The 14,670-nt window shown below is 50.8% G+C and carries 12 protein-coding genes; 3 read left to right on the top strand and 9 right to left on the bottom strand.

What is annotated here, in order from left to right; all coding sequences use genetic code 11:
• The first annotated feature begins 45 nt into the window (after positions 1 to 45).
• Positions 46 to 1,431, top strand: a complete 1,386-nt coding sequence (mltF, locus tag DXV75_RS14490; RefSeq protein WP_181898438.1) for a membrane-bound lytic murein transglycosylase MltF — start codon at positions 46 to 48, stop codon at positions 1,429 to 1,431.
• 307 nt (positions 1,432 to 1,738) lie between these two features.
• On the opposite strand, the gene tadA is transcribed toward mltF, so the two are convergent.
• Positions 1,739 to 2,245, bottom strand: coding sequence for a tRNA adenosine(34) deaminase TadA (gene tadA / locus DXV75_RS14485; RefSeq protein ID WP_115594145.1), 507 nt, complete (start codon positions 2,243 to 2,245; stop codon positions 1,739 to 1,741).
• Between the two features lie 217 nt (positions 2,246 to 2,462).
• Between tadA and DXV75_RS14480 the strand changes: the two genes are divergently transcribed.
• Complete coding sequence (locus DXV75_RS14480; protein WP_115594144.1) at positions 2,463 to 2,696, top strand: hypothetical protein; 234 nt, start codon at positions 2,463 to 2,465, stop codon at positions 2,694 to 2,696.
• A 19-nt stretch (positions 2,697 to 2,715) separates the two neighbouring features.
• Here the strand turns inward: DXV75_RS14480 and DXV75_RS14475 are convergent, their stop codons facing one another.
• Positions 2,716 to 4,653, bottom strand: coding sequence for a monovalent cation:proton antiporter family protein (locus tag DXV75_RS14475; RefSeq protein ID WP_115594143.1), 1,938 nt, complete (start codon positions 4,651 to 4,653; stop codon positions 2,716 to 2,718).
• A 251-nt stretch (positions 4,654 to 4,904) separates the two neighbouring features.
• Here DXV75_RS14475 and DXV75_RS14470 point away from each other — a divergent pair, with 251 nt between their 5' ends.
• The gene (locus DXV75_RS14470; RefSeq protein WP_115594142.1) at positions 4,905 to 5,720 is read left to right on the top strand and encodes a GGDEF domain-containing protein; all 816 of its coding nucleotides are present in this window, start codon (positions 4,905 to 4,907) and stop codon (positions 5,718 to 5,720) included.
• A 37-nt stretch (positions 5,721 to 5,757) separates the two neighbouring features.
• On the opposite strand, the gene tilS is transcribed toward DXV75_RS14470, so the two are convergent.
• The 7 genes from tilS to fabZ are packed head-to-tail and all read right to left on the bottom strand — an operon-like array spanning position 5,758 to position 14,610.
• Positions 5,758 to 7,083, bottom strand: a complete 1,326-nt coding sequence (tilS, locus tag DXV75_RS14465) for a tRNA lysidine(34) synthetase TilS (protein WP_115594141.1) — start codon at positions 7,081 to 7,083, stop codon at positions 5,758 to 5,760.
• Positions 7,084 to 7,134: 51 nt separating this feature from the next.
• Positions 7,135 to 8,091, bottom strand: coding sequence for an acetyl-CoA carboxylase carboxyl transferase subunit alpha (gene accA / locus DXV75_RS14460; protein WP_115594140.1), 957 nt, complete (start codon positions 8,089 to 8,091; stop codon positions 7,135 to 7,137).
• Between the two features lie 55 nt (positions 8,092 to 8,146).
• Positions 8,147 to 11,611 carry a DNA polymerase III subunit alpha gene (dnaE, locus tag DXV75_RS14455; RefSeq protein ID WP_115594139.1) on the bottom strand — a complete coding sequence of 1,155 codons (3,465 nt, stop codon included), beginning with the start codon at positions 11,609 to 11,611 and terminating at the stop codon, positions 8,147 to 8,149.
• 6 nt (positions 11,612 to 11,617) lie between these two features.
• Entirely contained in the window at positions 11,618 to 12,238 is a 621-nt protein-coding gene (rnhB, locus tag DXV75_RS14450; protein WP_115594138.1) for a ribonuclease HII, read from the bottom strand.
• Entirely contained in the window at positions 12,231 to 13,382 is a 1,152-nt protein-coding gene (gene lpxB / locus DXV75_RS14445; RefSeq protein ID WP_115594137.1) for a lipid-A-disaccharide synthase, read from the bottom strand. Before lpxB ends, rnhB begins: the two co-directional genes overlap by 8 nt.
• Positions 13,383 to 13,388: 6 nt before the next feature.
• Complete coding sequence (gene lpxA / locus DXV75_RS14440) at positions 13,389 to 14,159, bottom strand: acyl-ACP--UDP-N-acetylglucosamine O-acyltransferase (protein ID WP_115594136.1); 771 nt, start codon at positions 14,157 to 14,159, stop codon at positions 13,389 to 13,391.
• 1 nt (position 14,160) lies between these two features.
• A complete protein-coding gene (gene fabZ / locus DXV75_RS14435; RefSeq protein WP_115594135.1) occupies positions 14,161 to 14,610 on the bottom strand; it encodes a 3-hydroxyacyl-ACP dehydratase FabZ in 450 nt (149 codons plus the stop codon).
• Positions 14,611 to 14,670: the final 60 nt, after the last annotated feature.

The raw sequence follows: 14,670 nt of genomic DNA, 5'->3' as shown, positions 1-14,670 counted from the left end.
TTATTTTTTGTACTCATAGTGAGCTGATGGCACATAATGGGATGTATGGGGTTTATTAGAAAACTGAAACGATTGCCTGGGTATCTGCTCGCCACTGTGCTACTGGCCAGTTGCACGCAACCGGAAGTGCCCAATGCACTATCGGAACTTATTGACCGCCAGGTCCTCCGGGTAGGCACACTTTACGGCCTGACAACCTATTACAACGGCGTTGACGGGCCAATGGGGTTTGAATATGAACTGGCCCAGGGTTTTGCAGACTATCTGGGAATTGAACTGCAGGTTTACCCCTATTATTCCTATAACAGCCTGCTTGAGCAGGTTGCCAGTGGCAATCTGGACATCGTTGCTGCTGGCGATGCAATTTCTCCCCAACTGGCAAACCGATTCAAGTTTGGCCCCGCTTACCAGCAGGTGAGCCAGAAGCTGGTGTACCGGCAGGGGGCGACCCGTCCGGCCAACCTGGAATCCCTTTCTGCCCCAATACTTGTGGTTGAAGGCAGTAGCCATGCCCGAACGCTTCGAAATGAAAACGTTGCCTTACCTGATCTCAAATGGCGGGTTACCGATGACCGGGATGCGGAAGAATTATTGCAGATGGTTGCCGAAGGTGAATTAACTTATACCGTTGCAGACACCAATATTCTTGATTTGCAACGAAGACGTTACCCTCAACTGAGCATCGGATTCACGCTGCGCCAGTTGCAGTCCATTGCCTGGGTACTCAACGCCGACCAGGATGATTCCTTGCGCGCAGCGCTTATCGAATATTTTGGCATGATCCAGCAAAACGGTACTTTCAAAGTACTTGAAGAAAAATATTTCGGCCATGTCAGACAATTTAACTATGTCGACACAAGGGCATTCATCCAGGCGGCTGAATCTGTGCTGCCTCAGTATCAGCCATTATTCCAGCAATACGCTGGCGCCATGGACTGGCGATTGCTTGCGGCCATGAGCTATCAGGAAAGTCATTGGAAACCGGATGCAACATCCTACACCGGTGTCAAAGGGCTAATGATGCTTACCCGCGATACCGCGCGGGAAATGAACGTCAGTTCACGAACTGATGCAGAACAAAGTATCAGAGGTGGTACAGAATATTTTGCCAGCCTGCTGGAAAGGATTCCGGCCCGCATAGCCTCTCCTGATAGAATCTGGCTGGCACTCGCGGCCTACAACATTGGCCTTGGTCATTTGGAAGATGCCCGGGTTCTTACCCAAAAGCAGGGGGGAAACCCGGATCTCTGGGTGGATGTGAAGCAACGCCTGCCGTTGCTCAGGCAAAAGAAATATTACAGGATTACAAAATTCGGCTATGCTAGGGGGGACGAGGCGCTTCAGTATGTAGAGAACATCCGCCGTTATTACGACACCCTGGTATGGCTGGATGAACGTCAAACCGCTCAGGTCAGATATTCAATGGAGTGAATAGAGTACCGTTCGCTGGCAGTCTCCCCCCTTGAATTTTGTCATATTGCCGTCATCTTACATTGTTAGGATAGTGCAGTGGAAAGCAGGCCCCTACCGCTTGTCCATGATAACTGTGCCCGTCATCCATAAATAATTACAAACAGAATGGAGGCATGATGAAACGAAATCGCGCATTCAAAAAAAGTCATTCCCTGAAAAATAACAACCACCGCCGGCTGATGCTAAAGCGCATGCATCAAAAAGTGTTGCACCGCCGCAGAGTCCTGTTTAACAGCGATGTCGCTGCACCCCTGGCGCAGGCGTCTTAACTTTCGTTATTTTTTGTCTGCCTGGCCTGTTTAATCTCTTTTCTGCGACGCTGGAAAAAGCCTGATATAACTTCACCACAGCGGTCAGCCAGCACGCCGCCCTGAACTTCAACCTGATGATTCAGCTCCGGGTGCTGCAGCAGTTGCATTACGGAGCCTGCCGCACCGGTTTTCAGATCATAGGCTCCAAAAACCACCCTCTTGATTCTGGCGTGCACGAGCAGGCCCGCACACATCGGGCAAGGTTCCAGAGTCACATAAAGAGTAGCATCAACAACCCGGTAGTTCCGCCTCACTTTTGCTGCATCACGCAGAGCATTCATCTCTGCATGGGCAGAAGGATCGTGGTCGGTAATTGGCGTGTTCCAGCCTTGCCCGATAATTTCCCCACCGGCAATTACCAGTGCGCCAACTGGCACTTCATTCATTGCCTCAGCCCGCTGCGCCAGCTCCAGTGCCTGCATCATCCAGTGCTCATCAGAATACTTCGAAAAATCATTCATTGGCGAAATTCACTACTCATTTGGTGAAAACTACACAACCTTGTTGAACAAACTTAATTAAAGAATCACAACCTTTTGATATATCTGAAAAATAAATTTTGGTTACGATATTGCAGTAGTCGAACAAAGCCATTGCGCGGTATTTTGCTTTGCCAAGCAAGAATTCGCAATTGGCATTACACTGTAATAATAGCCGCACAACGTAAAGAGAGCCGCCATGAACTTAACCGCCATTTCAATTGTTGCCATTATCGCGTGGGCGCTGGTTTCCATCATTGGGTCATTCCGGGATAAAAACCGGCACAAAACCAAGGACCAGGATCGCCAGGTACTGGAGCAACAGATACAACAGCTTCGTTCACGTATTGAGGTTTTGGAAAAAATCGTTACTGACGACAATTATGAACTCAAAAAGCAGTTTGCCGAACTTGAGAAAGACCGGGTAGCCTGAGGCGGCAGTGATCGGAGGGCTATCCGCCCTCCAGCAGATAACGCTCGGCACGTTCTACCCTTCTGGGCTTGCCGGCTATCACCAGAACGTCACCGGTTTTCAGCACTTCATCACCTTCAGGCTCAGACACTTCGTATCCATCCCGACGCAGCCCTTTGATTTTTACACGCATTTTGTTGAGGTCCAGTTCATGCAATTGTTTACCCAGGCAGGTGGCGTGAGGCGTTAATATCACAGCATGGATAAACTCCAGCTTATCTTCGGCTTCAAAACTGATTTCCGTTGTTTCTCCCGGATAAAATCCATGCAGATGATCATAGCGACCTTTGCGTTCAGCCCTCACACGTTTCAGGATCCTCGACATTGGCACCCCAGCGCAGTGCAGCACCTGGGAAATTAGCATCAGGCTGCCTTCCTGCATCTCCGGCACCACCTGACTGGCCCCTGCAGCATAGAGATTGTCAAGCTGATAGTCCCGCTTGATACGCACCATCACTTCCACGCCTGTCGCCAGTTGGCGGCTGGTACTGATCACTTGTGCCGCTTTTGTCGGCAAGTCGAACGTGACCAAAACCAATCGGGCCCGTTCCACTCCCGCGCGATGTAAAATTTCCTTCTGGCTGGCATCGCCAAACAGAATTGATTCTCCTGCGTTACGGCTCTCATAAACCCGTATGGGATCAACATCTATACAGATAAACGGGATACACTCCAACTTCAGCATTCTGGCCACAGACTGACCAACACGACCAAAGCCTGCTATCACCACGTGATCTGACATTTGGGTACCTTCAGGCAACTCATCGTTATCCGGCAAGGGATGGCGATTTTGACCGGCCAGTTTTTTCGCCAACGACAAACTGTGCTCAATAAGCCAGGGAGTCAGGGCCATACTTACCACCCCCATGCATACAACCATGGAAGACTGTTCTGCCGTAAGCACCCCTTCGCTGGTCGCTAAAGCTGCTATAACAAAAGAAAATTCACCAATCTGGCAGACTTTCAAGCCGGCAGACCAGGCGTCAATAGCGTCGCATTTGAATAGCCATGCCGAAATCCGCACCAGAAAGACTTTCAGGCACATCAGGCCAACAACCCCAATCAGGATCCACAGGCCGTTACTGATCATTACCGAGAGATCAAGCTCCATACCGACGGTGATGAAGAACAGCCCCATCAGAATGTCACGGAATGGCCTTATGTCAGCTTCAAGCTGGTACCTGTACTGGCTTTCCCCCAACATCATACCGGCAAGGAACGCCCCCAGAGCCATAGACAAGCCAAAGGTGTACGTAAGCCCGCCTGCCATTAGCGCAATGAGGATGGTGGTCAGCACAAACAATTCATCAGTCCGGGTACGGGCCACTTCCCGAAATATCCAGGGCAAAACCCACTTGCCAACCGACATCAGCAAAGCAATCACAAAGGCCCCTTTTACCAGCGCCTCTGTCAGTACGGCTGCGAGGCTCACATGCGCGGATTCCGACAACAGTGGGATCACAATAAGAAACGGGACTACTGCAAGGTCCTGAAACAGCAAAATGCTGATGGCGAGTTGGGTACGGCGATTATTCAGGATCCCGAGTTCAGCGACCTGTTTGATAACAATTGCGGTTGAACTCAGTGCTAACATTCCGCCAATCACTACCGCAGCGGATACCGACAGCCCCAGCCACATTGCCACAACACTGCACACTGACGTTGTAATCAGCATTTGCCCCAGGCCAACACCAAACACCAGGTTTCGCATAGCCATTAATTTGGGCAGTGAAAATTCCAACCCAAGTGAAAAAAGCAGGAACACAATTCCAATTTCCGCAAGCAGTTGCATTTGCTCAGGATGATCGAACAGGCCCAGTACTCCCGGCCCGGCGATAATACCGGCAAACAGGTACGCCAGGATTGGTGGCAGATGGATACGCTTAAACAGCGCTACATTAATAACTGCAAGAATCATAAGGAGAACTATTGGAACAAACCCGCTATCGTGCACTCATCCTCCGGTCACATTGCGATGTTTTTGGCCTGCTAATTGCTAAACTAAACCAAGAGGTTTGGTTAGAGCGGATATTTGTCGCTCGTCGTCGTAGCAACCTGATTTGGCAAGAGGCCTGAATTTTGGATTTCACTACTCCTATTTACAATAGCACACCGCAGGACAACTTCTTTTCTTCGGCCGGGAGTAGATTTCGACTGTCGGATCAGCAAATGGCTACCTTTATGAATCAAATGCTGTCCGCCATTGACCTTAACCTGTTGGGCGCGGTGTACTTCCACCAACTGAGCCAATACCTTCCTGTACTCAGCCTTAGCCTGGAAGAATGCGGAGTACCAAGATTATTTGGCAAGCCCAACCAGACCGGGGCCGTTGCGGTGAAAATGAGTTTGCCTGTATGCCATATCAGCCATGTCAGCCGGGCACTCAATGTTCACTATTCGTTTTGCCGCAAGCCATGCCAGCAGGCAAAAGCCCTGTTGGGGGAGCTTCACCGTATTTTCAGTCAGCAATTAAACCATGCGCTGGAATTCGCAAGGCTCAAAAAACTGGCGACCAAAGACCCCCTTACAGGACTGGGTAATCGCAACGGCTTTAACGAAGCCGGAAGCCGCCTGATCAGCCGTGCGGAACGTTCAGGAAATACGTTCGCATTATTGATGATTGACCTCGACAACTTCAAAGCCGTCAACGATACCTTTGGACATCAGGAAGGGGATCGTGTTTTGGTAGAAGTCGCAAACCAGATAAATCACGCCCTGCGCGGCGAGGACGACGCTTTCCGCTTTGGCGGTGACGAGTTTTGCTGTCTGCTGGATTGCCAGGACGATACACAGCTGAATTGCGTTTCCTTGCGCCTGAACCTGCAGTTACAGAATGCGCAGTTTCTTTTACAGCGAGGTATATCCTGCAGCATCGGTGCGACAATATTCCGCCAGGGGGACACATTGGGCGATTTGTTTGAGCGTGCTGACAACGGGTTGTATCAAGCAAAGCAGGCCGGCAAAAACACCTTCCAAGTGGTCTGATCTGCATTGCCTACAAAGGGCAAAATCTTGCCGCTTTTTATTCCAGATTCAGACGCCAGTTTTCTGACGCCCCCTGTAATTTCACAATTTTATCCGACAAAATAACCGCAGTGGCCACATTGTCGATATACAACAGCGGTATTTTTTGACGCTCCCACGGCGGAATACCCCATTCTTTCAACCAGTATTTGAACAACTTACTGTGCTTTGCCTGCTGGGGTTTAATGCGCAGTGAAGGCATTCCCATCATCAATTCAATAGCGGGATACGGTTCCGAAGCAACTTGCTCTGACGGGTCAATGGTAAGTGTAACACCAAGCCATGACAGGTGGACTGGCTGTCCCGGCCGCATCAGCACAACCTCAGGGACAACTGCCGGGTCGGCCGGTAACAGGTGTAAATTCTGCTGATAACGGCGTAACTGCCACCCTGCCCATTCAATACAGGGTTCGCTGTCCTCACGGGCAGTAAGAATCTGCTGCATTTGCTCCGTCAGGGATTCACTTGGCGCAGGAGCGCTCCGTTGCTCTATCCACAGGCGAATAAGGTAACGTTGCCAGGATGGTGAATACCTAAGTAGAGGCACAATCTTGAGGGTACCTGCTGCCCCAATGGCAGATTGCAATCGACACATCCCAACCTCTTCCAGCATGGCCACTTGCTCGGCGCACAATCTGGCACTTCGGCTGGCTGTAGAAGCAATGGAAGGCCAGCGCTGATGCAACTGTGGTAAAATAATCTGGCGTAAAAAATTACGGTCAAAACGGGGGTTCTGGTTGGAATCGTCTTCTACCCAGCTTAGTTGAAGTTGCTCTGATGTCTTAACAATATCCGCTTTGGCAATGTCCAGCCATGGCCTCAACACTGGTACCTCGGCCCGATGCTGAAGCATTCCCATACCGGAAAGGCCTTTAGGGCCTGCGCCGCGCTTAAGCTGCAAAAGCACCGTTTCAAGCTGATCATCCTGATGTTGCCCCAGTATCAGCACCCCACTGTTAAGCTGGCAATGAGATAGCAGTACGTCGTAACGAAGGCGTCTCGCTTCAGCTTCAATGCTGGTTCTCGCCTTTGCAACAACATTCACCATAGCCGTTTCAAATCGCACATCAAGGGCTGCTGCCTGCTGGGCACAATGCGCCTGCCAGCTATCAGCCTGGCTGTTCAACCCGTGATTTACATGTACCGCCAGGATAGGCGGCAATGTTGATTTTGAGCGGAGTTGGACGAGCGTGTGCAATAGAAGCGTGGAATCCACACCGCCGCTGTAGCCCACCACGAGCGCACCGTAACCGGATACGTCCTGGCCAAGCAATGACAATGCATGAGTGACTGCTGCCTCAAAAGGCTGGAGGGAAGTTGACAATTTAGCGCTTTACTCACGGCCAGCCCGCTTCCGCGGACCGGCCGAAAAGAATTAACAATAACCGAAAGACATCAGACGTTTGTAACGTTCGTCCATCAGCGTTGCCACATCAATGCTTTTCAGCTGGCTCAGCTGTTGTTTGATCGTCGCTTTCAGATTCGCTGCCATGGCATCGTGATCACGGTGCGCACCGCCCAACGGCTCTTCGACAATGGTGTTTATCAGGCCCAATTCTTTGATTTGTGCGGCGCTAACACCCATGGCTTCAGCGGCTAATGGTGCCTTTTCAGCGCTTTTCCACAAAATCGATGCACAGCCTTCCGGTGATATTACCGAGTAAGTAGAGTACTGCAACATATTCACGCGATCACCCACACCAATGGCCAGTGCCCCACCTGAACCACCCTCACCGATAACCGTACACACGATCGGCACCTTCAGTTCAGCCATTTCGAAAAGGTTGCGCGCAATGGCTTCACTTTGACCGCGCTCTTCAGCGCCCACCCCAGGGTACGCTCCGGGGGTGTCGATTAGGGTAACAATCGGCAGATTAAAACGTTCGGCCATCTTCATCAGCCGCAATGCCTTGCGATAGCCTTCCGGTTTTGGCATACCAAAATTACGACGAATTTTTTCATGGGTGTCACGGCCTTTTTGATGGCCAATGAGCATTATGGGTTGCTCATCCAGCATAGCCAAACCGCCCACGATGGCTTTATCGTCAGCGTACGCCCGATCGCCAGCCAGTTCATCAAAATCGTCAAAAATCCGGTCGACGTAGTCCAGGGTGTAAGGACGCATGGGATGACGGGCAATCTGGGAAATCTGCCAGGCGCCCAGGTCTGAAAAAATCTTTCGCGTCAGCTCTGCGCTCTTACCGCGCAGACGGGTGATTTCTTCTTCAAGACCGACATCGAACTCCCCCCCCTGATTTACCAACCGAAGCTCTTCAATTTTTGCTTCTAATCCTGCTATCGGCTGTTCAAAATCTAAAAACTGTATACTCATTCTCTGTCCTATGGTTACTACCAACTGACCCTGTGCCCGGCCTTCGCCACAACCGCTAGTGATAGCAAAGTTTGACCGATTTATCACCCAAACACTGCTTTAAATCATGCAGCAACTGATCTTCCGGGGTAACGTACCATTGCGCACCGCAGGTGAGAACTGCCTCTGCGTCCGGGTGCACAACATGTAATTCAACCGGGCAACTGCCACCTTTGAAAGGCTGCATAATTGCCTGTAGCGACGCAAGGGTCGTTTCTTCCCATCCCTGAGTTTGCAATCGCAAAGCCAGCGCTCTGGCATTTCGCTCTCTGGCCTGCACTATATCCATCGCATCTCGGGCGGTGATTGTATTGCCCCCGGAGAAATCATCAAAGCTGACCTGTCCCTTTATCAATAAGATACGATCAGATACAAGGATACTTTCATACTGTTCATACATATCCGGGAAGAAGCGTACGTCCATTCGTGCACTCTTGTCATCCAATGTAACAATCGCCCAGCGACGGCCTTTCTTGTTGGTCATAACCCTTACGCCGAGCACCAGGCCTACGGCACTGGCCATATGCTCCTTACCGGTCGGTTTCAGGTCTACCAGACGCCCGTCGGTATAATGACGAATTTCTTCCGCGTACTGATTTATCGGGTGGCCAGTCAAATAAAGACCCAAAGTGTCCTTCTCGCCTTCCAGCCAGACTTTTTCCGGCCATTTGGGTACTTCAGCAAAGGCCTGCCGAACCTGTTCAGGCTCGGTGGTCAGCAGCCCGAACATGTCAGACTGACCAAAAGATTCAGCTTTGGCATGCTGGTCTGCTGCTGCAATAGCGTCTGGCAAAGACGCCATAATCGCCGCACGGTGCGGACCAAGATTATCCATTGCACCGGCCAGGACCAGCTTTTCCAGTACCCGCTTGTTGACCCGTTTGATGTCCACCTTAGCACAAAAATCAAACAAATCAGTAAACTTACCCTGATTTTCTCTGGCTTCAATGATGGCTTCAATAGGCCCCTCACCGACGCCTTTAATGGCACCAATGCCGTATACAATCCGGCCTTGCTCATCAACGGTAAACTTGTAACGGCCGGCATTCAAATCCGGAGGGAGAATTTGCAGCCCCATGCGTTCGCATTCGTCCACCAGCGTGACGATCTTGTCGGTGTTGTCCATATCTGCCGACATTACTGCAGCCATAAATTCCGCAGGATAATGCACTTTCAGCCACAACGTCTGATAGGAAACCAGTGCGTAGGCGGCAGAGTGAGATTTGTTGAAGCCATAACCGGCGAATTTTTCCACCAAATCAAAGATCTTCATCGCCAGATCGGGGTCAATGTTGTTGCCTTCGGAACCTTCCGCGAATACCGCACGCTGCTTGGCCATTTCTTCCGGCTTTTTCTTACCCATCGCCCGGCGTAACAAATCAGCGCCGCCCAGTGAGTAACCGGCCATTTCCTGCGCAATCTGCATCACCTGTTCCTGGTACAGAATGATGCCGTAGGTAGGCTCAAGGATCTCTTTCAAGCACTCATGCTGGTATTCGGCATCCGGGTAGGAAATCTCTTCCCGCCCGTGCTTGCGGTCAATGAAATTGTCCACCATGCCGGATTGCAGTGGCCCCGGACGAAACAGGGCAACCAGAGCGATAATGTCTTCGAAACAGTCTGGTTTGAGGCGTTTTATCAGTTCTTTCATGCCACGGGATTCCAACTGGAACACTGCCGTAGTTTCGGCATTTTGCAGTGTCCGGAAGCTCTTCGGATCTTCCAGTGGAATGGCGCTGATATCGATGTGCTTGCCCTTTCCTTCGGCAATCATATCAATCGCCCATTGAATGATGGTCAGGGTACGCAGGCCCAGAAAGTCAAATTTTACCAGCCCGGCAGTTTCCACATCGTTTTTGTCAAACTGGGTAACCGGGTTGTTGCCTTCATCATCACAATACAAGGGGGCAAAATCAGTGATGGTGGTGGGGGCAATAACCACCCCTCCGGCGTGCTTGCCCGCATTCCGGGTTACCCCTTCAAGAATGCGCGCCATATCAATCAGGTCTTTGACCTCTTCGTCTTCGTTATACAGTTCGGGTAAGCGGGGTTCTGCCTCAAAGGCTTTGGCCAGAGTCATCCCCGGATCCGGCGGGATCAGCTTGGAGATGCGATCAACAAAGCCATAAGGATGCCCAAGCACCCTGCCCACATCGCGCACCACGGCCTTTGCCGCCATGGTCCCAAAGGTAATGATTTGCGAAACCGCCTCACGACCATAAAGTTCGGCGACGTGATCGATCACTTCATCACGCCGGTCCATACAGAAGTCAACGTCAAAGTCGGGCATGGAAACCCGTTCGGGGTTCAGGAACCGTTCGAACAGCAGGTCAAATTCCAGCGGGTCCAGATCGGTAATTTTCAGCGCGTAAGCTACCAGAGAGCCTGCACCGGACCCCCGCCCGGGCCCTACCGGGATGCCGTTGTCCTTACTCCACTGAATAAATTCCATTACGATGAGGAAGTAGCCGGGAAAGCCCATCTGGTTGATAACTTCGAGCTCAATATTAAGACGCTCGTCGTATTCGGGGCGCTTTTCGGATCTTACCTGTGGGTCAGGAAACAGAAATTCCAGACGTTCTTCCAGACCTTCCTGAGACTTTTTGACCAGAAAATCTTCGGTGGTCATGCCACCAGTTGGAAATTGGGGCAGAAAATATTCACCCAACCGCACTGTTACGTTGCATCGTTTGGCAATTTCAACGGTATTTTCTATGGCTTCTGGTAGATCACTGAACAACTCAGCCATCTCTTCGGCAGTGCGCAAATACTGTTGATCGCTGTAACGTTTGGGGCGACGTGAATCGTCAAGAGTGTAGCCATCGTGAATGCACACACGGATTTCATGTGCGTCAAAACCTTCCTGGCTGATAAAACACACTTCATTGGTTGCGACTACCGGAAGATCGCGCTGCTGTGCCAGTTCCACCGCGCGATGCAAATAATCCTCTTCTCCAGCCCTGCCGGTGCGAATCAGTTCAAGGTAAAACCGATCAGCAAAATGGCGCTGGTAAAATTCCAGAGACTGCTCCAACAATTTGGTGTTGTTCTTGGTCAGGGCGATGCCTACATCACCCTGCTGCGCTCCGGACAGAATAATCACGCCTTCGGCATGCTCTGCCAGCCACTCCTGATCGATGACCGGCCTGTGGCTTACGTAGCCCCGCAAGTAAGCTTTGGAAATAAGAATGGTAATGTTCTTATAACCCTGATTATTCATTGCCAGCAATGTCAGGCGAAATGGCTCATCCCCGAAAGCCTCATTGATAACCCAGAAATCCGTGCCGATAATGGGTTTAATTCCGCGCCCGTGCGCTTCTGAATAAAACTTAACCAGACCACACATGTTCATTTGGTCGGTTATGGCCACCGCAGGCATGTTCAGTGACGCCACTTTGTCCAGTATTGGTTTGACCTTATTCAGGCCATCCATCATGGAAAAGTCACTGTGGACACGCAGGTGAATGAATGACGATGTCATGAAGACCTACTCATTTATATCGGATTGGGTAATTATCGCCCTGACGGGTTTAAAACTTTTACGATAACACGGTAACACACCGTGCTCGGCAATCGCACTGAAATGTGCTTTTGTGGGGTAGCCTTTGTGCGCCGCAAAGCCATACTGGGGGTACTGTTTGTCCAGTGCGAGCATGTCAGCATCGCGTTCAACCTTTGCCAGAATGGAAGCTGCCGAAATTTCCGGGTACAGGCTGTCACCTTTTACCACCGCTTCGGATGGGTATGACCATTTTGGCAGGCGATTGCCATCAACCCGAACCCATCCTGGCTGAATAGCCAACCCTTCAACCGCACGTCGCATGGCAAGCATGGTGGCATGAAGAATATTCAACTCGTCAATTTCTTCTGGTGTCGCCCGTCCAATACAGTACGCTAAAGCGTTTTGTCTAATCGCTTCAGCCAAAACAAGGCGTTTCTTTTCGCTAAGTTTCTTGGAGTCGTTCAACCCTTCAATCGGGCAGGCAGGATCCAGAATAACTGCAGCCGTAACCACGTCACCAACCAATGGGCCACGACCGACTTCATCAACGCCGGCAACCAATTGAGCATCTGACGAGAGTGAAAAATCAAGTTCCAGATTACTCATAAACCACCTCAATTACTGCATCGGCCGCACGTTCATCGGCCCCCTGTTTCAAGGCTAGATGCAATTCCGTGAAACGTGCCAATAAAGCCTCATTGTTGCTGGTAAATAGCGGCAGTAAATGGGCAACCAGATTTTCCGGCTCCACATCATCCTGCAACAGTTCCGGAATCAACCGTTCACCAGCCAACAAATTGGGCAAGGTGAAATACGGTGCCTTGTACAGCCGTTGCATCATTTTGTGCGTCAGTGCTGACAGCTTGTAGGCCGCTACCATCGGGCGCTTGCACAACATGGCCTCAAGCGTGGCTGTGCCGGATGCCAGCAGTATTACGTCACTGGCGATCATGGCGTCCCGGGCCTGGCCAAGTACAAGGTGCAACGTCTGGTTTTCCAACAGTTCACCGGCATGTTCTTTGAGGTAGGCCTGAATAGTGTCAAAGCGGTACTGATTTGCTGCCGGTATGACAAACTCACAATCCGTTAACTGCGCTCTGAGTTGATGAATGGTTTCCACAAATACGGGCAATAGAACTTTGAGTTCACCACCGCGACTACCCGGCAACACGGCAAGCACTGGCTTATCTTCGCTTAAACCCAAGTTTTGGCGGGCCGCCAGCTTATCTGGTTGCAATGGGATCAAATCCGCCATCGTGTGGCCAACAAATCGATAAGGCACCTGATACTTGTCGTAGACCTGTTGTTCAAACGGAAACAGCCCGAGCACCCGGTTAGTGGCTGCGGCAATTTTATGGATACGTTTTTCCCGCCAGGCCCATACGGTAGGGCTGACATAGTGAACAGTTTTAATACCGTGCGCCTTAAGTTCTTTTTCAACCCGCAAATTAAAATCAGGCGCGTCTACCCCCACGAACACATCCGGTGGGTTGGCGATAAAATGGGCAACCAGTTGCTTTTTGACTTTGAGAATGGAAGGAAGATGGGACAACACTTCCACCAGGCCCATAACCGACAGGGTTTCCATGTCGAACAGTGAATGACAGCCGGCGGCCTGCATATGGTCTCCGCCTATCCCTTCAATGATAGCATCAGGATAGCGGCGTTTGAGTGCAGCAATCAAACCTGCTGCAAGCACGTCGCCGGATGGTTCTCCGGCGACAATGCCGATTCGAAGCGGTCTGGACATCATTGTTTAACGAATGATGCCCCGTTGCGCCTTGGCCAGAAACTCCGCCATCAGGCGAACTTCCGGCAACACCTCTTCGGCACCGTTTAATGCAGCAATGGCCTCTTCGACAGTGTTGCCATCGCGATATATAACCTTGTATGCGCGCTTGATGGCCATGATGGTTTTGGAGTCAAACCCGCGCCGTTTCAAACCTTCTGAGTTAATGCCCTTGGGAGTGTGATCGTGGCCACTGACCATAACGAAAGGAGGTACGTCACGCAGGATAATTCCGCCTGCGCCCAAAAATGCATGTGCACCCACCTTGCAAAACTGGTGAATACCGACAGCACCACCTACGATGGCAAAATTGTCGATATGCACATGGCCTGCAACCGCCACATTATTGGCAAGAATAATGTCATCGCCCAATACACAGTCATGGGCAATGTGGGCATTAACCATGATCCAGTTTCTTGAACCAATTACCGTAACGCTCTCGTCCTGCACAGTCCCCCTATGTACGGTAACCCCTTCACGAAACACATTGTCATCCCCCACAATCAGCTCGGTACGTTCACCAGCGTATTTCTTGTCCTGGCAATCTTCCCCGATTGAAGTGAACTGATAAAAATGGTTGTTCCTGCCGATTTTACTGGGCCCCTTGATCACTACGTGCGACTCCAGCACACAACCGTCACCCAGGGTTACATCATCACCGATAACACAAAAAGGACCAACCGTGACGTTCTTACCTAATACAGCTTTCTCAGAAATCACGGCAGAAGAATGGATCACGTTACTTTATCTCTCTCATAGCACACATAAACTCGGCACTGCAGGCATCTTCACCATCTACGCTCGCGGTACCCCTGAATTTCCAGATCCCTCTGCGTTCTTTAATAAGACTGACTTCCATTTCCAGTTTGTCGCCAGGTACTACAGGGCGCTTAAATCTTGCACTGTCGATACCTGCGTACAAGTATAGCTTGTCTGTCTTACCCATGGTCTTAAATCCGAGCACCCCAGCGGCCTGCGCCATGGCTTCCAGAATCAATACACCCGGGAAGATAGGACGGCCTGGAAAATGCCCGGTAAAGCAAGGCTCATTAATCGTGATATTCTTATAGGCTTTGATCGATTCGCCCAAAGTATAGTCCGTTACCCTGTCAACCAACAAAAACGGATAGCGGTGGGGAAGCAGATCCAGGATTTCCTGAATATCAATGGTGTTGAGTGTGTTGGCCAAATGTATCTCCTAGTGCCGTAAGCCGCGTCTGACCAGATTGCCAGAATACGGGGGTGCCAT

Origin of the sequence: Alteromonas aestuariivivens (assembly GCF_003367475.1) — a bacterium.
Taxonomy (GTDB): domain Bacteria; phylum Pseudomonadota; class Gammaproteobacteria; order Enterobacterales; family Alteromonadaceae; genus Alteromonas; species Alteromonas aestuariivivens.
The sequence above is the reverse complement of the archived record's forward strand: the minus strand, read 5'-3'. Positions and strand labels throughout refer to the sequence as shown.

Coding starts and splice junctions, on each gene's coding strand:
- mltF (WP_181898438.1), top strand. CDS start 46: ATGGGGTTTATTAGAAAACTGAAACGATTGCCTGGGTATCTGCTCGCC.
- tadA (WP_115594145.1), bottom strand. CDS start 2,245: ATGAATGATTTTTCGAAGTATTCTGATGAGCACTGGATGATGCAGGCA.
- DXV75_RS14480 (WP_115594144.1), top strand. CDS start 2,463: ATGAACTTAACCGCCATTTCAATTGTTGCCATTATCGCGTGGGCGCTG.
- DXV75_RS14475 (WP_115594143.1), bottom strand. CDS start 4,653: ATGATTCTTGCAGTTATTAATGTAGCGCTGTTTAAGCGTATCCATCTG.
- DXV75_RS14470 (WP_115594142.1), top strand. CDS start 4,905: ATGGCTACCTTTATGAATCAAATGCTGTCCGCCATTGACCTTAACCTG.
- accA (WP_115594140.1), bottom strand. CDS start 8,091: ATGAGTATACAGTTTTTAGATTTTGAACAGCCGATAGCAGGATTAGAA.
- dnaE (WP_115594139.1), bottom strand. CDS start 11,611: ATGACATCGTCATTCATTCACCTGCGTGTCCACAGTGACTTTTCCATG.
- rnhB (WP_115594138.1), bottom strand. CDS start 12,238: ATGAGTAATCTGGAACTTGATTTTTCACTCTCGTCAGATGCTCAATTG.
- lpxB (WP_115594137.1), bottom strand. CDS start 13,382: ATGTCCAGACCGCTTCGAATCGGCATTGTCGCCGGAGAACCATCCGGC.